This window comes from Jannaschia maritima (assembly GCF_030973515.1).
In the GTDB taxonomy this organism is placed as follows: Bacteria; Pseudomonadota; Alphaproteobacteria; order Rhodobacterales; family Rhodobacteraceae; genus Jannaschia; species Jannaschia maritima.
On sequence record NZ_JARGZA010000024.1, the window covers coordinates 1 to 20,869 of the forward strand.

General features: G+C 70.9%; 21 protein-coding genes and 1 tRNA gene. 13 read left to right on the plus strand and 9 right to left on the minus strand.

The window, feature by feature from the left end:
• The first annotated feature begins 315 nt into the window (after window positions 1–315).
• Together P0084_RS16920 and P0084_RS16925 are read left to right on the plus strand one after the other, a co-directional pair.
• A complete protein-coding gene (locus P0084_RS16920) occupies window positions 316–783 on the plus strand; it encodes an MmcB family DNA repair protein (RefSeq protein WP_308918063.1) in 468 nt (155 codons plus the stop codon).
• A gap of 44 nt (window positions 784–827) precedes the next feature.
• Entirely contained in the window at window positions 828–2,723 is a 1,896-nt protein-coding gene (locus tag P0084_RS16925) for an ATP-binding protein (protein WP_308918064.1), read from the plus strand.
• Between the two features lie 7 nt (window positions 2,724–2,730).
• Here the strand turns inward: P0084_RS16925 and P0084_RS16930 are convergent, their stop codons facing one another.
• Together P0084_RS16930 and P0084_RS16935 are read right to left on the minus strand one after the other, a co-directional pair.
• Window positions 2,731–5,859 (minus strand): efflux RND transporter permease subunit, encoded by a 3,129-nt coding sequence (locus P0084_RS16930; protein WP_308918065.1) that lies wholly within the window; start codon window positions 5,857–5,859, stop codon window positions 2,731–2,733.
• On the minus strand, window positions 5,847–7,016 hold the full coding sequence (locus P0084_RS16935; protein WP_308918066.1) for an efflux RND transporter periplasmic adaptor subunit: 1,170 nt from the start codon (window positions 7,014–7,016) through the stop codon (window positions 5,847–5,849). The genes P0084_RS16930 and P0084_RS16935 overlap by 13 nt, the downstream gene beginning before the upstream one ends.
• A gap of 99 nt (window positions 7,017–7,115) precedes the next feature.
• Between P0084_RS16935 and P0084_RS16940 the strand changes: the two genes are divergently transcribed.
• Window positions 7,116–7,706, plus strand: coding sequence for a TetR/AcrR family transcriptional regulator (locus P0084_RS16940; protein ID WP_308918067.1), 591 nt, complete (start codon window positions 7,116–7,118; stop codon window positions 7,704–7,706).
• Here P0084_RS16940 and P0084_RS16945 read toward each other — a convergent pair.
• Window positions 7,703–7,888, minus strand: a complete 186-nt coding sequence (locus tag P0084_RS16945; protein ID WP_308918068.1) for a DUF6324 family protein — start codon at window positions 7,886–7,888, stop codon at window positions 7,703–7,705. The genes P0084_RS16940 and P0084_RS16945 overlap by 4 nt on opposite strands.
• 93 nt (window positions 7,889–7,981) lie before the next feature.
• On the opposite strand from P0084_RS16945, the gene P0084_RS16950 reads away from it, so the two are divergent.
• A tRNA-His gene (locus tag P0084_RS16950) sits at window positions 7,982–8,058 on the plus strand.
• Window positions 8,059–8,071: 13 nt separating this feature from the next.
• On the opposite strand, the gene P0084_RS16955 is transcribed toward P0084_RS16950, so the two are convergent.
• Window positions 8,072–8,374 carry a DUF6476 family protein gene (locus P0084_RS16955; RefSeq protein ID WP_308918069.1) on the minus strand — a complete coding sequence of 101 codons (303 nt, stop codon included), beginning with the start codon at window positions 8,372–8,374 and terminating at the stop codon, window positions 8,072–8,074.
• Here P0084_RS16955 and P0084_RS16960 point away from each other — a divergent pair.
• From P0084_RS16960 to P0084_RS16985, 6 genes are all read left to right on the plus strand, one after another.
• On the plus strand, window positions 8,373–9,380 hold the full coding sequence (locus P0084_RS16960; RefSeq protein ID WP_308918070.1) for an RluA family pseudouridine synthase: 1,008 nt from the start codon (window positions 8,373–8,375) through the stop codon (window positions 9,378–9,380). The two genes, P0084_RS16955 and P0084_RS16960, sit on opposite strands and share 2 nt — an antisense overlap.
• Before the next feature lie 206 nt (window positions 9,381–9,586).
• Window positions 9,587–10,489: an RNA polymerase sigma factor RpoH gene (gene rpoH, locus P0084_RS16965; RefSeq protein WP_308918071.1), complete on the plus strand. Its 903-nt coding sequence runs from the start codon at window positions 9,587–9,589 to the stop codon at window positions 10,487–10,489.
• Between the two features lie 3 nt (window positions 10,490–10,492).
• Entirely contained in the window at window positions 10,493–10,762 is a 270-nt protein-coding gene (locus P0084_RS16970) for a DksA/TraR family C4-type zinc finger protein (RefSeq protein ID WP_308918072.1), read from the plus strand.
• A gap of 148 nt (window positions 10,763–10,910) precedes the next feature.
• A complete protein-coding gene (locus tag P0084_RS16975) occupies window positions 10,911–11,594 on the plus strand; it encodes a VPLPA-CTERM sorting domain-containing protein (RefSeq protein ID WP_308918073.1) in 684 nt (227 codons plus the stop codon).
• Window positions 11,595–11,676: 82 nt separating this feature from the next.
• The gene (locus P0084_RS16980; RefSeq protein WP_308918074.1) at window positions 11,677–12,663 is read left to right on the plus strand and encodes a Gfo/Idh/MocA family protein; all 987 of its coding nucleotides are present in this window, start codon (window positions 11,677–11,679) and stop codon (window positions 12,661–12,663) included.
• A gap of 138 nt (window positions 12,664–12,801) precedes the next feature.
• Window positions 12,802–13,491, plus strand: coding sequence for a hypothetical protein (locus P0084_RS16985; RefSeq protein WP_308918075.1), 690 nt, complete (start codon window positions 12,802–12,804; stop codon window positions 13,489–13,491).
• On the opposite strand, the gene P0084_RS16990 is transcribed toward P0084_RS16985, so the two are convergent.
• Window positions 13,488–14,420 (minus strand): LysR family transcriptional regulator, encoded by a 933-nt coding sequence (locus tag P0084_RS16990; RefSeq protein WP_308918076.1) that lies wholly within the window; start codon window positions 14,418–14,420, stop codon window positions 13,488–13,490. The two genes, P0084_RS16985 and P0084_RS16990, sit on opposite strands and share 4 nt — an antisense overlap.
• A 126-nt stretch (window positions 14,421–14,546) precedes the next feature.
• Between P0084_RS16990 and P0084_RS16995 the strand changes: the two genes are divergently transcribed.
• A complete protein-coding gene (locus P0084_RS16995) occupies window positions 14,547–14,738 on the plus strand; it encodes a hypothetical protein (RefSeq protein WP_308918077.1) in 192 nt (63 codons plus the stop codon).
• A 151-nt stretch (window positions 14,739–14,889) separates the two neighbouring features.
• Window positions 14,890–16,053, plus strand: coding sequence for an AI-2E family transporter (locus P0084_RS17000; protein WP_308918078.1), 1,164 nt, complete (start codon window positions 14,890–14,892; stop codon window positions 16,051–16,053).
• Between the two features lie 4 nt (window positions 16,054–16,057).
• Here P0084_RS17000 and P0084_RS17005 read toward each other — a convergent pair whose 3' ends face one another.
• From P0084_RS17005 to ygfZ, 4 genes are all read right to left on the minus strand, one after another.
• Window positions 16,058–16,630: an NUDIX domain-containing protein gene (locus P0084_RS17005; RefSeq protein ID WP_308918079.1), complete on the minus strand. Its 573-nt coding sequence runs from the start codon at window positions 16,628–16,630 to the stop codon at window positions 16,058–16,060.
• On the minus strand, window positions 16,627–18,441 hold the full coding sequence (locus P0084_RS17010) for a M3 family oligoendopeptidase (RefSeq protein ID WP_308918080.1): 1,815 nt from the start codon (window positions 18,439–18,441) through the stop codon (window positions 16,627–16,629). Before P0084_RS17010 ends, P0084_RS17005 begins: the two co-directional genes overlap by 4 nt.
• Window positions 18,442–18,505: 64 nt before the next feature.
• Window positions 18,506–18,739: a hypothetical protein gene (locus tag P0084_RS17015; RefSeq protein ID WP_308918081.1), complete on the minus strand. Its 234-nt coding sequence runs from the start codon at window positions 18,737–18,739 to the stop codon at window positions 18,506–18,508.
• A 72-nt stretch (window positions 18,740–18,811) separates the two neighbouring features.
• Window positions 18,812–19,537, minus strand: a complete 726-nt coding sequence (gene ygfZ / locus P0084_RS17020) for a CAF17-like 4Fe-4S cluster assembly/insertion protein YgfZ (protein WP_308918082.1) — start codon at window positions 19,535–19,537, stop codon at window positions 18,812–18,814.
• Window positions 19,538–19,615: 78 nt separating this feature from the next.
• On the opposite strand from ygfZ, the gene P0084_RS17025 reads away from it, so the two are divergent.
• Window positions 19,616–20,815: a pyridoxal-phosphate-dependent aminotransferase family protein gene (locus P0084_RS17025; protein ID WP_308918083.1), complete on the plus strand. Its 1,200-nt coding sequence runs from the start codon at window positions 19,616–19,618 to the stop codon at window positions 20,813–20,815.
• Window positions 20,816–20,869 lie beyond the last annotated feature (54 nt).

Consider the following 20,869-nt stretch of genomic DNA (forward strand, 5'->3'; position numbering starts at 1 on the left):
GTCGCGCCACTGGGCGTCCGTGAGCTCGAACGCGAAGGCACCCCCGGGACGGCCGGCCGTGCCGCGCCACAACGCCGCACCGCCCGCGGCCAGCACCAGCGCGCCGCCGCCCAGGGCGGCCAAGGTGGTCCTGCGGTTCATGGATGTCCCCTCCCCTGTCGCGGACCACGCACGGCACGTGGACCTTCCCCATCATATGGCGTTCTTCGCCGGATTGGCGAACGGCCCCTCCCCCCGGGGTGGCCCCGCGATCGCATGCACGGGGCGGGCCTTCCGTTCTGGACACCGATTCACGGTTCGTTCACATGTGGCCTCATGTGCGAGGAACCGGAACTGTCGCTGGACCGGCCCATGCAACCGGGGCAGCTGCTGGCGCGGGGCGTGGCGCGCGCGTTGCGGGCGCACGCCTTCACCTGCCTGGAGGAGTTCGTGCCGGAGCGCGGCAAGCGCCTGGACGTCATGGCGCTGGGTCCGAAGGGCGAGTTTTGGGTGGTGGAATGCAAGTCGTCGCGCGCCGACTTCGCGGGCGATCACAAGTGGGAAGGGTACCTGCCCTTCGCGGACCGGTTCTTCTGGGCGGTGGACTGCGACTTTCCGACGGAGATCCTGCCCGAGCACACCGGTCTGATCATCGCCGACGCCTTCGGCGCGGAGGTCATCCGTATGCCCGCCCTGACATCCATCAACGCGGCCCGGCGGCGCAAGCTGACCCTGAAGTTCGCCCGCGACGCCGCCGCCCGTCTGCACTGGTCCCGCGATCCGATGCTGGCCGCGGCGGAGTAGCGCGCCGGGTTCCCGGCCGGTCCGGTTCCCCCTAGCGTGATCCGATGGAGGAACGGCGTGCGATCGACGTGGACGGATCCCCCGGGGCGATCGACGTCCCGGAAGGCGAGATCGTCGCGCTGCGCGTCGGGGCGATCGTCCGGCTGACGCCCATGATGATGGGCGCGAACATAGCGAACGTGACGGCGACGCTTCTTGCCCTGTGGTGGACGTACCGGATCGACGCCACGACCGTCGTCTGGGCCGGTGTGGTCTGTGGCTATGCCGCCTTCATGCTCTGGACGTGGTTCGCACGGCGGAACAAGCCGTTCCCGCGATCGCTGTCGCCGCGCACGGAACGGCGCGTGGTCGTCTTCGCGGTGATCCTGGGCCTGATCTGGGCCTATCCCGGCCTGGGCATCATGCCGGACTCACCCCCGTTGGCGCAGGCGTTCCTGATCGCGCTGTGCGCCGGAATGACCGCGGGCGGCAGCCTCGCGCTGCATCCCGTGCCTATCGCGGCCCTGCTCTATGCCGCCATCGTCGTGGCCGCGCACATGGTGGGGTTCGCGTTGACCGGCCATGTCGTCTTTTGGGCCTTCGCGATCGTCGCGGCGATGTTCTTCGGCGTCGTCGTCTGGAGCACCCTGCGGCACGAGCAGATCTTCCTGTCCGAGTTCCTGTCCCGGCAACGCCTGGACCGGCACGCGGCCCGGGTCGAGCAGATGCTGGACGACGCCCGCCGCGACGCCGTCCACGACAAGGCCGAGTCGGAGGCGCGGTTGGCGCAGGTGCAGCGGCTCGATTCGGTCGGGCGGCTGACGGCAGGCATCGCGCACGACTTCAACAACCTGCTCGCCGCGATCATGGGCAACATCGAACTGGCCCGTCTGGACCCCGATCGTTCGGACCTCGCGGTCTATCTGGACGAATCCCTGAAGGCCACGCGCCGCGGCGCGCACCTGACGGAACAGTTGCTGTCCTTCGGATGCAAGGCGGCGCTGCGACCCGAACCGACGGATTTGGCCACCGTGGGGGCGGAGCTGCTCGGCCTGGTCGAGCGGACCTTTCCAGCCAACGTATCCATCGACGCCGATCTCGGGGACGGCCGCTTCTTCGTGAACGTCGATCCGACGCAGCTTCAGACGGCGTTGCTGAACCTGCTCCTGAATGCGCGGGACGCCCTTCGGGATGGCGGCACGATCGGCATCGTGGCCCGGACGGTCGAGATCGAGCCGGGCGATCCGTCGGCCGGGGGCGAGGATCCATTGAAGCCCGGAGCCTATGTCGAGATCCTCGTGCGGGACGACGGGTCGGGCATTCCCCCCGACGCGTTGGAGCACGTCTTCGATCCGTTCTTCACGACGAAGGAGATCGGCGAAGGGTCGGGCCTGGGACTGGCGATGGTCTATGGGTTCGTGCGGCAATCGGGCGGGGACGTGACGATCGAGAGCGAACCGGCCGGCGGCACGCGCGTCCGCTTGTTCCTGCCGGCGGCGACGGCGCCCGGGGACGACGTCGCGTCGTCCGAACCGGACCCCGTGTCCGAGGACGGCGATGCCGCGTGCATCCTGCTGGTGGAGGACGACGCCGACGTCCGACGCGTCGTCGACGCGCAGCTGCGCCATCTGGGATATCGCACCCTCGTCGCGACCGACGGCACCGCCGCGCTGGAACTCCTGCGTGGGCGCGCGGACGTGGACCTGCTGCTCACGGATCTGGCGATGCCGGGACCGGTGCAGGGCGACGCGCTGATCTCGCTCGCCCTCGCCGAAGGTCACGTCGGCAAGGCGCTGTGCATGTCGGGGCGCCCGGACATCGCCGACGCCGCGGCCTATCCCCGGATCGCCGGCGTTCCGATCGTCCGCAAGCCCGTCGACATGGCGCAGTTGGCACGGGAGGTGGAACGACTGCTTTCGCTGGCCCCGCGCGCCGGAACGGATCGAGGCGCGACGGATTGAGAGACCGTCATTCGGCCGCTCGCAGGGGCAGGACTTCGTGTTCGGACCTATCGCGTCCCGCCCGCCTCGCACCCGCCGCGCGGGCATGGACCAGCTTGAACGCGGGCGGGGTGAAGTAGAACGACACCACCGCCGACAGGGCCACGCCGCCAGCGACGGCCATGGCGAAGGGGGGCCAGAAGCCGCCGCCCGCCAGGATCAGGGGCAGGAAGCCGCCGACGGTGGTGATCGTGGTCGACACGATGTGACGCGACGAGGCCATGACCACGTCGGCCATCGCGTCCGGATCGCCTATGGCGGCGTCCGCGTCCTTCTGCAGGGCGGTCATCACGATCAGGGCGGCGTTGATGCTGACCCCGATGGAGCCGATCAGCCCGATGATCGCGTTGATCCCGAACGGATAGTCGAACACCGCCAGCGCCAGCATCGACAGGCCCGCCGACAGGCCCGCGACGACCAGCGCCACGCCCGCCAGGCGGAACGATCCGAAGGTCAGGACGACGACCGCGACCGACAGCGTGACGATCAGGCCCAGGGGGGCGATCAGGTTGTCCAGCGTGGACGCGCGGGCGTCGCTGTCGCCGCCCACCTCCAGCCGCAGGCCGGGGGGCAGGGCGAAGCCGGCCTCGTCCATGGCGGTCCGCACGCCCGCCAGCGCCTCCTCCGGCAGGACGCCGCGCAGCAGGAAGCCCTGCACGACGTTGACCCGTTCGCCGTTGCGCCGCGTGACCGTGCCCTCGCCCGGCACGACGGCGAGGTCGGCGATGGCGGACAGGGGCAGGGCGGGAAAGGCGCCCGCGGCGGCCGCTGCGGCGGCCCCGGGCGGCAGGATCGGCATGTCGCGCACGGCCGCCGGATCGGCCCGACGGTCGTCGCCCAGGCGGACGCGGACGGGCAGCTCCTCCGCCCCCTCCACCATCGAGCCGCCGATGGTGCCGGTCAGGGCGGATTCCAGTTGCGCCGCCACAGCGCCGGGGTCGAGGCCGATCTGCCGGGCCTGCGCCTCGTCCAGGGCGATCGTCAGCTTCGGCGCCCCCTCGGCCAGGGAGGCCCGGGCCAGGGTGACGGTCGGGTCGGCGGCGACCAGGCGGCGCAGGGCCTCGCCCCGTTCGCGCAGGGCGGCCAAGTCGTCGCCCACGAGCCGCAGCTCGATCGGGGCGCTGACCGGCGGGCCCTGGACCAGGCCGCGGACGAGGACCTGCGCTTCGGGCGCCAGGCGGGGCAGGTCGCGCTGCAGGGTGGGCAGCACGGCCTCCGTGGCATCGGCGGATGCGGTGCGGACCAGCGCCTGCGCGTGGCCCGGGGCGCGGTCCCGCCCGCCGGTGATGTTGTAGTAGAAGGCGGGCGCGGAGCCGCCGATCATCCACATCACGGATTCGATGCGCGGGTCCGCGCGCAGGGCGTCGTCCAGCCGGTCCACCACCTCCGCGGTCCGGTCGATGCCGGTGCCGGGGGGCATGTCGACCTCCAGGTGGAACTGGTCGCGGTCGACACCGGGAAAGAATTGCGCCGTCTGCAGGGGCAGGGACGCGAAGCCGAGCGCGGGCAGGATCAGGGCCAGGGCGATGGATCGCACCGGGTTGCGCGCCGACCAATGCAGGGAGGTGCGGAAGGCCCGGCCGAGGGGTCCCGCGGGCAGCCCGCCCGCCCGCGCGCCGTCGGGCAGCACCCAGCCCGCGACGGCGGGCGTGATCGCGACGGCCACGACGAAGGACCAGCCCAGCATGACGACGACGGCCAGGGCGATGGATCCCACGAAGTCGCCCGCGGGGCCGGGCAGCAGGATCATGGGCACGAAGGACAGGGCGGTGGTGGCCGTGGACGCGAAGAGCGGCATCGCCAGCCGGCGCACGGCGCCCGCCACAGCGCGTTCGCGGGGCGCGCCGCCCCGCAGGCGGCGCCCGATCTCGTCGGTCATGACGATGCCCGCATCGACCAGCAGCCCCAGGGCCACGATCAGGCCGGTGACGGACATCTGGTGGATGGGCAGGCCGATGGCGTTCATCGTGGCCAGGGACGCCAGCGACACGACGGGCAGGATCAGGGCGACGATCAGCGCGGCCCGCAGGCCCAGCGTGACCAGGAGGACCGCGACCACCAGGGCCACGCCGATGGCCATGTTGGTCCCCACCTCCGCCAGGCGCTGGGCGGTATAGGTCGACTGGTCGAAGAGCAGCGCGGCCTCGATGCCACCGGGCAGGGTCGCCCCGAACGCGGCGAGGTCGTCGCGCAGATACGCGGCCCAGGCGTCCACCTGGACGCCCGCCTCCGGCATCGCGGCGACGAGGATCGCGGGGGCGCCCTGCGCCACGGCCCGTTCGGCGGGCGGGTCGCGGGGGCCGCGGTCCAGGGTCGCGACGTCGCCCAGGCGCAGCGCGGTGCCGTCGGGCCCGTCCCGCAGGACGATCCCGCGCAGGCGGGCCAGGCCGTCGATGGCGCCCGCGACCTCGACCACCAGGTCGTCGCCGCCGCCCGTCAGCGTGCCGGCCCCGACCTTCGCGTCCGACGCGGCCACGGCGCGGGCGACGTCGGCCGCGGTCAGGCCCAGCGTCGCGGCGCGCGGGGCGTCCAGGGTGACGGTGATCTCCTCCTCCGGGGCGCCGAAGGTTTCGACCAGCTTGGTGCCCGGGACGTCGCGCAGGCGGTCGGCCAGGGCGTCGGCCCGCCGCGCGGCGAGGCCCAGCGGCGTGCCGGGGCGCGGGGTCAGCGCGACGATCGCGCCGTACGCGCCCGACAGGCTGTCGGTCTCCAGCTCCGGGGCGCGGGCGCCCGAGGGGAAGCGCAGGGCCGCGTCGGACAGGGCGTCGCGGACCTCCGACCAGATGCCGGGGATGGCGGCCGGGTCCACCGTCTCGACCAGCTCGACGGCGACGATGGACACCCCCGTCGCGGAGGTGGAGGTGACGGTGTCGATCTCCGCGAACTCGCGCAGCTCCTCCTCGATCTCGGCGGTCACCAGGGCTTCCACCCGGGCGGGTTCGGCGCCGGGATAGATGGCGGTCACGGTGCCGAAGATGTTCGTGATGGTCGGATCCTCCTGCCGTCCGATGGTCAGCAGCGCGGAGGCGCCGGCGGCCAGGATCATCAGCAGGGCCAGGGCGACTAGGCGGGGCTGGCGGAAGGTCAGCGCCCCCACGACGCGCCCTCCGCCCCGGCGACGAGGACGGGCTCGCCCGGCACGACGCGGTGGGGGCCGGTGTCGATCACGCGCGCGCCCGGCGCGAAGGTGCCCCGCACGAAGGCGCGGTCGCCGGTGGCGTGCAGGATCTCGACCGCTTCCGCGGCGACCGTGTCGCCGGGGGTCAGGGTCAGCACCTCCCAGGTGCCGCGGATGGACTGGCGCAGGGCGGCCAGGGGGATCCAAGCGCCGGGCGGGTCGGCCGCGACCTGGTCTGCGACGACGACCTCGCCCCCCGCGCGGGCGGGTGGCGCCGCGTCCGCCGCGACGTCCAGCCAAACGACCCGCGACCGCGTTGCGGGGTCCAGGTCGGGGGCGATGCGCACGACGCGGGCGGACAGGTCGCGGGCCCCCGAACGCACGGTCGCCGGGTCGCCGGGGGACAGCCCGTCGGCCACGTCCGGGGCCAGCCCCGCCCGGAAGCGCGCGTCCCCGTCCTGCAGCACGTCCAGGACGGGGACGCCCGGTCCCGCGACCGCGCCCGCGTCCAGCATGCGGTCGCCGACCACCCCGTCGAAGGGCGCGCGCAGAGTGGCCTTGCCGATGCGCACGTCGAGCGCGCGGATCGCGGCTTCGGTCTGGGCCAGGCTGGCCTGTAGCTGCAGCAGCGACAGCGACGTGTCATCGACCCGCTGGTCCGTGGCGAAGCCGCGCTCGCGCAGCTCGGCCTGACGCGCGTCGGTCCGGCGGGCCAGCTCCACCTGCGCGGCGGTGCCGTCGCGGGTCGCGACCAAGCGGTCCCGTTCGGCGCGCAGGAGGTCGGTGTCGAGGCGTGCCAGCACGGCGCCCCGGGCCACGCGGTCCCCTTCCTCCACCAGCACGGCGTCCACCGTGCCCCCTTCCTCGAAGGCCAGGGCCGTGCGCTGGGGCGCTTCGAACTGACCGGCGAAGCGGCGTTCGACGGCGAAGCGGCCCTGCAGGCGCAGCGGGATCGCCTGGACGGTCGTGCGGGGCGCGGCCTCCACCGGGGGCGCGTCCTCGCGCTGCGAGGACAGCGCCGCATGGCCTGCCACGACCGTGCCGCCGGCGATGGCGATCACGCCGAGGGTCAGGGCGGCCCGTCCGGTCGCTCGGAGGAGGCGGGTCGGCGTCGTGGCGCAGGTCGTGTCGGGCATGGCTTGAACTCCATGTTAGCACCCCTCACATATGTAAGCGAAGCTAACTTCGTCAAGGGGCGTCTTGCGGGGGCGGGGCGGAAGGGGTTCAACGACGCGATGGACGGGACCAAGACCTATCACCACGGCGACCTGCGCGGCGCGCTCCTGGAAGCGATCCGCGTGCTGGTGGAGCGCGACGGACCCGACCGGTTCCGCATTGCGGAGGCGTGCCGGATCGCGGGCGTGTCGACGGCCGCGCCCTACAAGCACTTCGCCGACCGGGGCGAGATGCTGCGCGGCGTCGCGCTGGCGGGCATGACCCGGCTCCGGGACGCGATGGCGAATGCCACCGCCGCGCATCCGCCGGGCGATCCCATGCAGATCGCGGCGCTGGGCCGGTCGTATGTCGACTTCGCGCAGCGCGAACCGGGCGTCTTCCGCCTGATGTTCAGCCTGACGGAGGGGCACGAGAAGGACGCCGCCCTGCAGGCCGTGGGCGACGAGGCGGAGGCGATCGTGCAGCGGGTGGTGGCGGACGCGACCGGCCTGGACCCCGAATCACAGGATGCCAGGCTGCGCGCCTATGCGCTGTGGTGCTTCGTCCACGGCCACTGCTTCCTGACCCTGGACGGCAAGACCGACCCCCTGCCGCGTCCGGCGGAGGACGCGCTCCTCGCGATGGTCGGGACGCGGATGTTGGGGGGCTAGCGAACCTTGCGGGCCATTGCGGCGGCGGCGCGGATCTCGTCGGCGATCTCGTCGGCCTCGTCGGGGTCGAAGTCCATGGGGATCTCCGCGCCCGGGCGCTCGACGTAGAGGCGGACCATCCCCTGATCGGTGGGCCCGATCTGCAGGTTGGCTTCGGCGTCGGTCTGGTCGTTGATGCCCATGCGGCGGGATTACCGGGCGGGGCGAGCGGGGGCAAGCGGGCCGCGGCCCCACCCCTTGCGCCGCCCCGCGTCCCGGTCCATACGCGGCCCCGTGCCGGCGTAGCTCAGTTGGTTAGAGCGCCTGATTGTGGATCAGGAGGTCCCCCGTTCGAGCCGGGGCGCTGGTACCACCGCCCATCCCGCTCAATTCCCCACCCGCTCCCCCAGCGCGATCTCGCGCAGCAGCGTGCCGCCGTCGTCGAACACGAAGACGCGGGCATCCGCGGTCGTCACGATCCAGAACCCCGGCGCCTGGGTCACGGCATGGGCCACGGTCCCGTCGGGCAGGTCGAGTCCGGGCGGCACGCGCACGGTGCCGCCGGGCAGGGACGTGACCAACAGCGCGACCACCGTTATGACGCCGACGATCATCGTGGCGGTCAGGACCGTCACGAGGATGCGCAGGACACGCAGGTTCGCCGGTTCCGGCGGGGGAGTCGGATCCATGTCGGACGGGCCGGACATCGTCGTCACCTTCGCGATCGCGGCCGATCCGCCGCGGCGCTTCGATAAGGCCATCGCCCGCGACGTGCCAGGGGACGCACATCTCAGCCGGTCGCGCCTGTCCGCCCTGCTGGGGGAAGGGCGGATCGCGCTGAACGGCACCCCCGCCACCGCGAAGGCCCGCGCCGCCGAAGGGGACGTCGTGACCATCGCCGTGCCGGCGGCGGCGCCCGTCGACGCCGCCCCCCAGGACATCCCGCTGCTGATCGTCCACGAGGATGCCGACCTGATCGTGATCGACAAGCCCGCGGGCCTGGTCGTCCATCCCGCGCCCGGCAGTCCCGACGGCACGCTGGTCAACGCCCTGCTGCACCATTTCGGGGACGCCCTGTCCGGCGTGGGCGGGGCCCTTCGTCCCGGCATCGTGCACCGGCTGGACAGGGACACGTCCGGACTGCTGGTCGTGGCGAAGTCGGACGCCGCGCATCACGGCCTCGCCGCGCAGTTCGAGGCCCACGCCGTCGACCGCCTGTACCATGCCGTGTGCCACGGGGTGCCCGATGCCGGGGACGCCCGGCTGCGGGCCATTCCGGGGGTCGGGGCGGACGGGGCGTGGATCCGCATCGCCACCCAATTGGGCCGCCACCCGCACGACCGGCAGCGCCAGGCCGTCGTGCCGAAGGGCCGCCATGCCGTGACGCGGGTCCGCGTGATGGAACCGCTGGGCCGCGCCGCGCTGGTCGAGTGTCGGCTGGAGACCGGGCGGACGCATCAGATCCGGGTGCACCTGACCCATGCGGGGCATCCCCTGATCGGCGACCCGGTCTATGGGGCACGCCGGCGGATGGCGAAGGGGCAGCCGGGCGCGGCGTCGGCAGACGCGTTCCCCCGCCAGGCGCTGCACGCCGCGACGCTGGGGTTCGACCACCCCGTCACGGGACGGCGCCTGTCCTTCGCGGCACCCCGGCCGGACGACATAATGCGGCTGATCGCGGAACTGCGCGGTTGAGCGGGAACCACACCCCCCACCTGGTGGGTTCAACGTGCGAACACGCGAAGGCGACGCTGCGATCCTGCGGAATTGTGCGGGGGTGACGGGACCGGTATCCGTGCTCTCCGCGCGACGGATGCGGCACGCTTGAACGACACGACGCGCATTCCCATCTAGACGTTAACAGGGTGTTAAGCCCGTTAACATGAAAGGGAGACAGACACATGGCATCGACATACGCCAACCTTCCGGCCCCGTCTCCCGAGCAGGGGCTGAACCGCTACCTTCAGGAGATCCGCAAGTTCCCCATGCTGGAGCCGGAGCAGGAATACATGCTCGCCAAGCGCTGGGTGGAGGACGAGGATACGGACGCCGCGCATCAGCTGGTCACGTCGCACCTGCGCTTGGCGGCCAAGATCGCCATGGGATACCGCGGGTACGGCCTGCCCCAGGCGGAGGTCATCTCGGAGGCGAACGTAGGCCTGATGCAGGCCGTCAAGAAGTTCGACCCGGAGAAGGGCTTCCGGCTGGCCACCTATGCGATGTGGTGGATCCGGGCCAGCATCCAGGAATACGTCCTGCGGTCCTGGTCCATGGTGAAGCTGGGCACGACGAGCGCGCAGAAGAAGCTGTTCTTCAACCTACGCAAGGCCAAGAACCGCATCGGCGCGCTGGAGGAAGGCGACCTGCGCCCCGAGAACGTTCAGCGGATCGCGACCGATCTGGGCGTCACGGAGGCCGAAGTCACGTCGATGAACCGGCGCATGTCGGGCGGCGATGCGTCGCTGAACGTCATGGTGGGCTCCGACGGGGACAGCACGACGCAATGGCAGGACTGGCTGGCCGACGACGACGCCGACCAGGCCGGCGACCTGGCGGAGCGCGACGAGTACGAGGCCCGCATCCAGCTGATGACCGACGCGATGGACGTGCTGAACGACCGCGAGCGGGACATCCTGACCCAGCGCCGCCTGTCCGAGGAGACGGTGACGCTGGAGGATCTGTCCGGCAAGTACGACGTCAGCCGCGAACGGATCCGCCAGATCGAGGTCCGTGCCTTCGAGAAGCTGCAGAAGCGCGTGAAGGAGCTGGCGCGCGAGAAGAAGATGGTCCCGGTGGAGGCCTGAGCGATGGCGGGCGGCTGGTCCAGGGACGGCGCGGTGGGCGAGCAGATCGAGGCTTCGATCCAGGACGAGCTGGCCCGCCTGCGCGCGCGTCGCGCACCGACCGGCGAGAGCCTGACCCATTGCGCGGAATGCGACGAACCGATCCCCGAGGCCCGGCGGCAGGCGCTGCCGGGCGTCAAGCTGTGCATCGACTGCGTATCCGAACGTGACGCGAAGGCCCCCGCCCGCGGCGGCATCAACCGCCGCGGCTCAAAGGACAGCCAGTTGAGATAGGTCCGCGCGCGGGCGGATTTCGGCCTGCCATTTCATTCTGACAAGCTCCGCCTTACGATATCGGGCCCACCTTCGTACCGTGTGGATGCATGCATTTTCGTATGCTCCAGAACGGATTACGATCATGAGATACCTTACGATATCGCCCATGGCACTTGCGCTTGCGCTCGCCACGCCCGTCTCGGCGGATACCGTGCGCTTCGACTTCTCGGGTGTGGTCGAGACGTCCAATATCGGCGTGCCCGGCACGATCGACAGCGGCACCGGGGCAACTGCGTTCACGGCCTCCGCCGTCTTCGATGCGGACGTGACGCCGACGGTTGACGTGTTCGGGCGTCGATTGTTCACCGATGCGTTGATAGCATTCGAAGCGACGATCGGCGGCGATACCGTCACGTTGAACCAGTCCGCGTTCGCACGGCAATCGTCCGGCAGCCGGGTCACGGGGTTCTTCGGGTCGACGGGATCGGCGATCGAGCCGCCGACCGATGCATTGGACGGTTCGGTGAACGGTTTCGCCGCGTTGGCCGGCAATTTCGAGATCGTGCCGTTTCCCGGTGAACCCGACTACGTGACTGATATCGACGTCCTCCTGTCGGGTGTCGGTACGGGCACGGTTTCCCTGGGTCGGACGTCGTTCGACACGTTCGAACTGACGCTGGACCGGGGCGCCGGAGGCGGTTTGACGGGCTTCGTCATCGCAGACATCCTGGATGGCACCCTGACGCGCGTTCCTCCCGTCACCGACCCGGCGCCGATCCCCCTGCCTGCAGCGGGCTGGCTCCTCGCGCTCGGGCTGGCCGGGCTATGCGGGTACGCTCGGCGAGCCTAGTCGTTCGACCCTCATCTCGTCGGATGACAAGGTGGGGGTCGCTTCGTATGCGTGGGCGGACCCACCGTTCACGAGGACTACGATGACCGATCACCTGCGCTGGGGCATCCTGGGGGCGTCGAACTTCGCGCGGAAGGCGATGGCTCCGGCCATCCACGCCGCGCGCCACAACCGCATCGCCGCCCTGGCCACGCGCGATCCCGCCCGGGCCGAACCCTTCGCCGCGTTCGTCCCCGACCTGACGGTCCACGGCGACTACGACGCGCTGCTGGCGGATGACGGGGTCGATGCGGTGTACATTCCCCTGCCGCACACGCTCCACGTCGAATGGGCCATCCGGGCGCTGGAGGCGGGCAAGCACGTTCTGGTGGAGAAGCCGGTCGCCATGCGCGCCGAGCACGTCGATCCGCTGATCCAGATGCGCGACGCGACCGGTCTGGTCTGTGCGGAGGCGTACATGATCGTCCACCACCCCCAATGGCAGCGGGTGCGGTCGCTGCTGGCCGAGGGGGCGATCGGACGGCTGCGGCACGTCGATGCGGTCTTCACCTACGACAATTCGGGCGATCCGGGGAACATCCGCAACGCCGCCGCGACGGGGGGCGGGGCGATGCCGGATATCGGGGTCTATACCTATGGCTCGACACGCTGGGCGACGGGGGCCGAGCCTGCGGAGATCACCTCCGCCGTCATCGACTGGGAGGCGGGCTGCGACGTGCTGTCCCGGGTGGGCGCCCGGTTCGACGGTGGGTTCACCGCGCATTGGGTCAACTCGATGCGGCTGATGCCGGACCAGTTCATCCTGTTCCACGGGGAGGGCGGGACGATTCGCCTCGACGCCCCTTACAACGCGGGCAGCTTCGGGGAAGCCCGGATGGTCTGGCGCACCCCCGACGCCACCCGGGTGGAGACCTGGCCCGGCGTCAACCAGTACGTCCTGCAGGTGGAGGCGTTCGCCGCCGCCGCGCGGGGCGAGGCCGCGTTTCCCTGGACGTTGGAGGACGCGCGCGGAACGCAGGCGCTGATCGACATGGCCTATGCCGCCGCGGGGGGGCGGCCCGAAGCGTAGGAGGGCGCGGTTCGGAAACGATCCGTTTCCGACGGGGATTCCGGTAGCGCCGTGGCGACGATTGGTTAACGGAACCTTCACCAATCCGTTCGACTACGGGCGAACGACGATCCGAATGATTCCGAGGGGATTCCCGCCATGCTCCTGCGTATTGCCCTGTGCGCCGCGTTCCTGGTGGCCGCCATGCCGGCCGATGCCGCCACGTTCCGGTTCGACCTCCGGGCCGACTTCCTGGACCTGACCACCGACGATCCGGACGACGTCCGCCCCGTGGCGGGTGCGGGCACCGTCCGGACCGCGGACGACTTCGTGGCGGATCGGGGCGACGTCTTCTTCACGGATGTCGTCTCGGCCTCCGTCGACGCGGCCTTCCGGCGGTTCGGCGCGGACGGCACGCCCTACGTCTTTTTCGGTGGCCCGGCGGACGCGCAAAGGGATTTCGGCTTCGGCATCGAGGTGCTGATCGAGACGAGGGATCCGGGCACCGCGGGGGAAACGTCGCGCTTCGACGTGTTCGAGCTCTATTTCTCGCCGTCGGTCGTTTCGCTCCTGGGCGCGCTGGACGTCGGGGGGACCGCGACGCTGCGGCAATCCGCCGAAGGCGGCTTCACGTTCGAGGGCGCGGAAGGGGTCCTGACCTTCGATCGGGACGGCGCGCTGATCGACGGCGTCGCCACCGCCACGTCGCGGGCGGGCACCGTCGCGTTCGAGCGGGTCGCGGATGCGGTGGACACCCCCGTGGTGCCTGTGCCCGCGGCCGGTTGGCTGCTGCTGGGGGGGATCGCCGTCCTGGTCCCGCGGGGGTCGTTCGTGCGGGCGGCCGGCTAGGGGCCGGCCATCACCTCGACGTCGCCGTCGTCGCTGATGCGGGCCAGTTCGTCCAGCACCTCCTCCTGCGCGTCCTCGGCCTGGGCCGCGACATGGTCCAGCCGTTCCAGCGCGATCGCGCGCAGGTCGTCGTCGATGTCGTCGCGCAGGACGACCCAGGCGGGGAAGGGAAAGCGCGGCGCGTTGGGGACGAGGTGCAGGCGGCCCGCGTCCAGGTGCCGCCGCACCGCCCGCGCGGGCATGTAGGCCGCCGCCCGTCGGGGGATCAGGTACTCCGCCCCGAGCGCCCCCAGCGACAGCGTCACGCCCGTCGTCAGGTCGGGCAGGGCCGCGGCATGGGCGTGCTGGAACTCCGGCCCCCAATCGGCGAACACGTAGGACGCGCGGACGTCGGGCGCGTGGGCGTCGTCGGGTGCCGCCCACGACGCCACCATCACCAGCTCGTCGTCCAGCACCGGCCGCACCGTCAGGCCGGGCCGCATCTGTGGCATGTAGGTCAGCGCCGTCTGGCAGACGCCTTCGACCAGGAACCGCGTCAGGCGGTCGGGCATCCCCAGTTCCGCCCGCAGCGCCAGGTCCGGCATCGCCTCGCGCAGGGCATCCATCCAGCGGAACCCCAGCCGCGGCCAGAGCGAGTACTGCCCCCCGATCACGAGCGACCGGGAGAAGCCGTCCGGCACCGCGACCTGCTGACGGGCCTCCTCCCAAAGCTTCAGAAGGCTCAGCGCGTATCCTTCGAAGGCATGGCCCGCAGGCGTCAGGACGGCGCCCGCCTTGGACCGTTCGAACAGGGTCTTGCCCAGCGCGTCCTCCAGCCGTTGGACGCGCAACGAGACGGCGGATTGCGTCACGAACAGACGGCCGGACGCGGCGACGAAGCTGCCGGTGTTCGCCACCTCCACGAAGGTCCGAATCAACTGGATGTCCATCGTCGGGTGATGAGCGATGCTTGCGAGAAGCGCAATTCTTATTCGTTATGCTTTCCTTTCGGCAGGGGGTATCACCCGATTGACCGCAGCCGACGCTGCCCCACCGCATCCCGAAGGGAACACGCCATGACCACGTTCCGCCGCATCGCGATCGTCCTCGCCGCCGTCACCGCCCTGGGCGCCTGCTCGACCGAGAAGGTCGTGGACAACACCGTCGACGCCACGCTCTGGACCGGCAAGACGGTCGTGAAGACCGGCGTGGGCGCGGGCAAGCTGGCCGTGCGCGGCGGCAGGGCGCTCGTCACGCGCGGCAACTGATCCCGCTCCACCCCCGCCGGTGGCTCCCTGCCACCACCGGCCCCACTGCCCGCCCTGCCAACCGGCACGGGCGGGCCTTTCGCGTCGCCGGGGAGGAACCATGCGCCCCCTCCGCCGTTGCACTTCATCGTCTCCTCCACGGCGGCCACCGATGTCCCCCACACGACCGATCCCCTCTCACCGCCAGCCGGATCTTCCGGCGACCGATGACCGCACGCAGGCCATCCACGCCACGAACCGCCTGCTGGCGGGGATCCTCCTGATTCTGTTGGGCGGCGTGTTCTACGTCGCGGCGGCCTTCTTCATGCCCGTGGTCCTGGCGCTGCTGCTCGCCCTGACGCTGTCCCCCCTCGTGCGGTTCCTGCACCGCCGCGGCCTGGGGGAAGGATTGGCCGCGGCCCTCGTCGTCGCGATGCTGGCGCTGGGGCTGGCCGGCACGTTCGCGGCGGTGGGCACGCCCTTCTTCAACCTTGTCGACGACGCCCCGCGCATGGTCGCGGAGGTCCGCGAGAAGTTCGAGCAGATCCGCGAACCCATCGAGACCGTGACCGAGGTCGCCGAGCAGGTGGACGACGCGACGGGCGCCGAGGCCGGCGTCCAGCAGGTCACCGTCCAGCAGCCCGGCATCCTCAGCCAGGTGGCCGGCTCCGCCCTGTCGATCGTCACCACGACGGTGATCGTGGTGATCCTGACCCTGTTCGTGCTGGCCAGCGGGGACCACTTCTCCGAGCAGATCGTGAAGTCGTTCGGCACGCTGCGGGACAAGAAGCGCGCCCTGCGCACGGTCCGCGACATCGAGGGCGAGATCTCGCGCTATCTGCTGACCATCACGCTGATCAACGCATGCCTGGGCGTGGCCGTGGGCCTGGCGATGTGGGCGCTGGGCATGCCGACCCCGCTGCTCTGGGGGATGATGGCCGCGCTCATCAACTTCCTGCCCTATATCGGGTCGCTGATCGGCATCGCCGTCGTCGCGATCGTGTCGCTGGCGACCTTCCCCACAATGGGCGCGGCGCTGCTGCCGCCCTTGGCCTACTTCGCGTGCACGGCGATCGAAGGGCAGTTCGTGACGCCCACGATCGTCGGGCGCCGCCTGCGGATCAACACGGTCGCGGTGTTCGTGGCGGTCGCGTTCTGGTCGTTCCTGTGGTCCATCCCCGGCGCGCTGATGGCGGTGCCGATCCTCGTCTTCGTCAAGGTCCTGTCCGACAACGTGCCCGCGATGCACGGGTTGGGGCGGTTCCTGTCGGCGGATGCCGACGACGCCGCCGCGATGCCGCCCCCGGACCCGCCGCGGGCCGCCGCGGCGGAATGACCCTTCAGCGCCGCGACAGCGCCAGGTGCTGGATCAGGAACGCCGTCTTCGCGTCCCGGATCGTGCCGTCCGCGACCCCCGCCAGCGCGTCGGCCAGGGGCATGTGGATCACCTCGATGTCCTCGCCCTCGTCCGGTGCGCCGCCGCCGCGCCCGGCCTGATCCCCCCGGTCGTACCGACCGACGAAGCAGGCGAGGTACTCGCTGACCGACCCGGGCGACATGATCAGGTCCGTGACGTGGCGGATCGCCGTGCCGCGATAGCCCGTCTCCTCCATCAGCTCGTCGCGAATGCGATCGGCGGGCGCGGCGCCGTCCAGCAGGCCGGCCGGGACCTCGACCACGAAGGGGTCCTGCTCCGTCACCTGCATGGGCAGACGGAACTGCCGGGTCAGCAGGACGGTGTCCGCCAGGGGGTCGTGCAGAAGGCAGCAGGCCCCGTGGCCGCGGTCGTACACCTCGCGCACCTGACGGTCCCAGGTCCCGTCCCGACGGCGATAGTAAAAGACGTGCTTCGTCAGCCGCCCCCAATCGTCCGCCAGGACCGTTTCCGACACCGGGCGATAGCGGTCGCTCACCCCATCGCCTCCAGCTCGTCGATGAAGCCCTCGATCATCGACAGGCCCTTCTGCCAGAAGGCCGGGTCCGACGCGTTCAGGCCGAATGGGGCCAGCAGGTCCCGGTGGTGCTTCGACCCGCCCGCCTTCAGCATCGCCAGGTACTTGTCCTGGAACCCGTCGGGCGCGTCGGCATAGGCCGCATAGAGGGCGTTCACCAACCCGTCCCCGAACGCATACGCATAGACGTAGAACGGCGAATGCACGAAGTGGGGAATGTACGCCCAGAACACCTCGTAGCCTTCCATGAACTCGAACACGGGCCCCAGGCTTTCCGCCTGCACCGACATCCACAGCGCGTTGATGTCGTCGGGCGTCAGCTCGCCGCCCTTGCGGGCCTCGTGCAGCTTGCACTCGAAGTCGTAGAACGCGATCTGGCGCACGACGGTGTTGATCATGTCCTCGACCTTGCCGGCCAGCAGGACCTTGCGCTCGGCGTCGCTGCCCGCCCGGTCCAGCATCGCGCGGAAGGTCAGCATCTCGCCGAAGACGCTGGCCGTTTCCGCCAGGGTCAGGGGGGTGGAGGACAGCATCTCGCCCTGTTCGGCGGCCAGGACCTGATGCACGCCGTGCCCCAGCTCGTGCGCTAGGGTCATCACGTCGCGCGGCTTGCCCAGATAGTTCAGCATCACGTAGGGATGCGCGCTCGTCACCGTGGGGTGCGCGAAGGCGCCGGGCGCCTTGCCGGGTTTCACGCCCGCGTCGATCCAGCCGTCGTCGAAGAAGGGCCGCGTGATGTCCGCCAGGCGCGGGTCGAACGCGGCATAGGCGTCGGTCACGGTCTTGCGCGCCTCGTCCCAGCCGACGATGCGCGTCTCCTCCAGCGGCAGGGGGGCGTTGCGATCCCAGACCTGCAGCCTGTCCAGCCCCATCCACTTGGCCTTCAAGGCGTAATAGCGGTGCGACAGGCGGGGATAGGCGTCGACCACCGCGTCGCGCAGCGCCTGCACGACCTCCGGTTCCACGTGGTTGGACAGGTGGCGGGACGTCTGCGGCGTCTCGAACCCGCGCCAACGGTCCTGGACCTCGTGCATCTTGGCCAGGGTGTTGTGGACGCGCGCGAACAGCTTGACGTTCTCGGCCAGGGTGGCGGCGATCTCGCGCGCCGCGGCCTCGCGCTTGGCGCGGTCGGGGTCGGACAACAGGTTGGCCGCCCCCTCGATGCCCAGCACCTCGCCCATCACCTCGAACTCCAGGCCCGCGACCGTCTCGTCGAACAGCTTGTTCCAGGCCGACGCCCCCGCGACCGACGCGTCGTGGAGGAACCGCTCCAGCTCGTCGGACAACTGATAGGGCTTCATCGCGCGCAGGCGATCCAAGGCGGGCCGATAGCGGGCCAGATCGGCGTTGGCCGCGTAATGCGCCTCCAGCACGGCGTCGTCGATGCGGTTGAACTCCAACCCGAAGAACACCAGCGGCGTCATCGTGTCGGTGATGCGCTCCTGCATGTCGGACATGAACTTGGCCCGGCCCGCATCCGTCGTCTGCTGATAGTACCGCAGCCCCGCGAACGACATCACGCGGCCCGCGACCTCGTCGATCGTCTCGTTGCGCTGGATCGCGCGCAGCATCCCGTCCGCGTCCAGATCGGCCAGGCGGCCCTCGTAATCGGCGGCGAAGGCTTTCGCCTCCCCGTCCAGCCAGTCCAGGTCGGACCGCAGCTTCGGGTCGTCCTTGCCCGCATACAGGTCCGACAGGTCCCAGACGGGCAGGTCGCCCAGGGCGGCGGTTCCGCCGGCGGCGTCGGCGTCGAAGGTGCGGGGGTCATGCATGGCGCTCTCCGGTCAGGGTGTGACCGGACAGGTATGGGCATGGCCCCGCCATGGCAATGCGGGGTCAGCCCGTGACGCAGGCCTCGTCCGTGTACCGGAAGATCGGCGAGTTCTGGGACATGTCGCATCGCGCCATGATCGTGCGCCCGTTTATCGTCAGGCAGGTCATCTCGCCTTGGGCGACGGCGCGACCCTGCGCGGTCACGCAGTCGCAATCGCCGCCCGATCGCGTGACGCCGGTCTGGGCCAGGGCGGGCAGGGTGGACAGGACGAGGACACAGAACGTTCGAACGAGCATCGGCAGTACCTCCTGCCCCTTACCGCAGCCCAAAGATCGCGGTTCGTCAAGTCCGCAGGATGTCGCGGGCGGTCAGGCGTCGCGATGCAGCGTGGAGGCGCCGGCCGTCATCCCGCCCCCCGCGCGGTCGAAGCGCAGATAGGCCAGCGCCCTGTCGCCCGCGACGGTGCATAGATGGCCCGCCGGTCGGCCGTCGGCGGTGATCGGATCACCGGGCGCGGCGGGCCCGTCCAACCGGACCCGCGCCATGCCCTTGCGAAGCTCGGTCTTGTGCTTCATCCGCGCCGTCACCTCCTGGCCGACATAGCAGCCCTTGCGGAAGTCCACGCCGCCCAGACGGTCGAACCCCCATTCCAGGATGTAGCTGTCGTTCGGCACCAGTTCCGTCTCGTAGGCGGGGACCATGTGCGCCACCCGCACCGCGTCCCAGTCGGTCCCGTCGGACGCCGCCCCGTCGTAGTGCCGCCACCCCATGCCGGGGCGCGGATCCGCCATCGCCCCCGCCGGCGCGTCCCCCGTGCCGCAGGCCACCCCGCGGTCCACCCCGTCGATCCCCACATCGGCCCGCAGGCGATACATCGACAATCGCTGCACCAGCGCGGGCGCCAGGTCGGCATGGGTGTCCAGCCAGACGGCGCCCTCGTCGCGAAAGCACAGGAAGTCCGCCAGGTACTTCCCCTGCGGCGACAGCAGGGCGGCATAGCCCAGGCCGCCGTCGGTCGGCACGTCGCGGGTCAGCAGACCCTTCAGGAACGCGTCGCGGTCGGCGCCGGACACTCGGATGATCGCACGGGTCATGGGGTGTCAGATAACGATGCGTGATGCCCCCGCAAGGCCACGTTGACCCCGGGCAGGGGCGGCGATACCGCGTGCCCCATGTCCCTGTCCCACGGTCCCGCCACCCTGGCCATCCCCGGCCCGTCGATCATCCCCGACCGCGTCCTGCGCGCGATGCACCGGCCCGCGCCCAACATCTATGCCGGGGCCCTGATCGAGATGACGCACACCATCGTTCCCGACCTGAAGGCCGTCGCCCGGACGCGGCATCACGCGGTCATGTATGTCGGCAACGGCCACGCTGCGTGGGAGGCCTGCCTGGCCAACACGCATTCGCGCGGCGATCTGGTGCTCGTGCCCGCCACGGGCCTGTTCGGGAACGGCTGGGCGGCGATCGCCCGCGGCCTGGGGTTGGAGGTCGAGGTGATGGACTTCGGCAAGCGGACGCCGATGGATCCGGACCGCATCGCCGAACGGCTGGCGGCCGACACGCAGCATCGCATCAAGTCCGTCCTCGCGGTCCACGTGGACACGTCCACGTCCATCCGCAACGACATCCCCGCCATCCGTGCCGCCCTGGACGAGGCGGGGCATCCCGCCCTGCTGCAGGCCGACTGCATCGCGTCGATGGGCTGCGACGTGTTCGAGATGGACGAATGGGGGGTGAACGTCGCGATCACGGGCTGCCAGAAGGGCCTGATGACGCCGCCGGGCATGTCCTTCGTCTTCTACGACGACCGCGCGGCGGCGGCGCGGGCGGGGGCTGATTGCGTCACCGCCTATTGGGACTGGACGCCGCGCACGGACCCGGACCGCTTCTATCAGTACTTCGCCGGAACCGCGCCCACGCATCACCTCCACGGCCTGCGCACGGCCCTCGACATGCTCGTCCACGAGGAGGGGGTGGAGGCCGCATGGCACCGCCACGGCCGTCTGGCCCGGGCGCTATGGGCCGCGTTCGAGGCATGGGCCCACCCGGACGGCATCGGCATGAATGTCGTCGACCGCGCGCATCGCAGCCACGCCGTGACCGCGTTGCGCCTGGACGGGGCGGCCACGCGCCTGCGCGAATGGTGCACCGACGAGATGGGGGTGACGCTGGGCATCGGGCTGGGCATGGCCGATTACGACGATCCCCGCTGGCACGACTTCTTCCGCCTTGGCCATATGGGCCACCTGTCTGGCCATTCGCTGATGGGGACGCTGGGCGCGATCCAGACCGGCCTGACGGCGCTGGGCATCCCCCACGGTCCCGGCGCGCTGGACGCCGCCGCATCGGCGCTGGCGGCGGAAGGGTAGGGGCGCCACCCCGCCGGACGGTGGAATGCGGCGCTCCGGCCAGGCGGTCGAATC

Bases quoted from the DNA above. Each gene is read 5' to 3' on its own strand.
- P0084_RS16985 (WP_308918075.1), top strand. From the start codon at position 12,802: ATGCTCCTGCGTATTGCCCTGTGCGCCGCGTTCCTGGTGGCCGCCATG.
- P0084_RS16975 (WP_308918073.1), top strand. From the start codon at position 10,911: ATGGCACTTGCGCTTGCGCTCGCCACGCCCGTCTCGGCGGATACCGTG.
- P0084_RS17025 (WP_308918083.1), top strand. From the start codon at position 19,616: ATGTCCCTGTCCCACGGTCCCGCCACCCTGGCCATCCCCGGCCCGTCG.
- P0084_RS16940 (WP_308918067.1), top strand. From the start codon at position 7,116: ATGGACGGGACCAAGACCTATCACCACGGCGACCTGCGCGGCGCGCTC.
- P0084_RS16935 (WP_308918066.1), bottom strand. From the start codon at position 7,016: ATGCCCGACACGACCTGCGCCACGACGCCGACCCGCCTCCTCCGAGCG.
- P0084_RS17000 (WP_308918078.1), top strand. From the start codon at position 14,890: ATGTCCCCCACACGACCGATCCCCTCTCACCGCCAGCCGGATCTTCCG.
- P0084_RS16995 (WP_308918077.1), top strand. From the start codon at position 14,547: ATGACCACGTTCCGCCGCATCGCGATCGTCCTCGCCGCCGTCACCGCC.
- P0084_RS16945 (WP_308918068.1), bottom strand. From the start codon at position 7,888: ATGGGCATCAACGACCAGACCGACGCCGAAGCCAACCTGCAGATCGGG.
- P0084_RS16925 (WP_308918064.1), top strand. From the start codon at position 828: ATGGAGGAACGGCGTGCGATCGACGTGGACGGATCCCCCGGGGCGATC.
- P0084_RS16990 (WP_308918076.1), bottom strand. From the start codon at position 14,420: ATGGACATCCAGTTGATTCGGACCTTCGTGGAGGTGGCGAACACCGGC.
- P0084_RS16960 (WP_308918070.1), top strand. From the start codon at position 8,373: ATGTCGGACGGGCCGGACATCGTCGTCACCTTCGCGATCGCGGCCGAT.
- P0084_RS16955 (WP_308918069.1), bottom strand. From the start codon at position 8,374: ATGGATCCGACTCCCCCGCCGGAACCGGCGAACCTGCGTGTCCTGCGC.
- P0084_RS16920 (WP_308918063.1), top strand. From the start codon at position 316: ATGTGCGAGGAACCGGAACTGTCGCTGGACCGGCCCATGCAACCGGGG.
- P0084_RS16970 (WP_308918072.1), top strand. From the start codon at position 10,493: ATGGCGGGCGGCTGGTCCAGGGACGGCGCGGTGGGCGAGCAGATCGAG.
- rpoH (WP_308918071.1), top strand. From the start codon at position 9,587: ATGGCATCGACATACGCCAACCTTCCGGCCCCGTCTCCCGAGCAGGGG.
- P0084_RS16980 (WP_308918074.1), top strand. From the start codon at position 11,677: ATGACCGATCACCTGCGCTGGGGCATCCTGGGGGCGTCGAACTTCGCG.
- P0084_RS17015 (WP_308918081.1), bottom strand. From the start codon at position 18,739: ATGCTCGTTCGAACGTTCTGTGTCCTCGTCCTGTCCACCCTGCCCGCC.
- ygfZ (WP_308918082.1), bottom strand. From the start codon at position 19,537: ATGACCCGTGCGATCATCCGAGTGTCCGGCGCCGACCGCGACGCGTTC.
- P0084_RS17010 (WP_308918080.1), bottom strand. From the start codon at position 18,441: ATGCATGACCCCCGCACCTTCGACGCCGACGCCGCCGGCGGAACCGCC.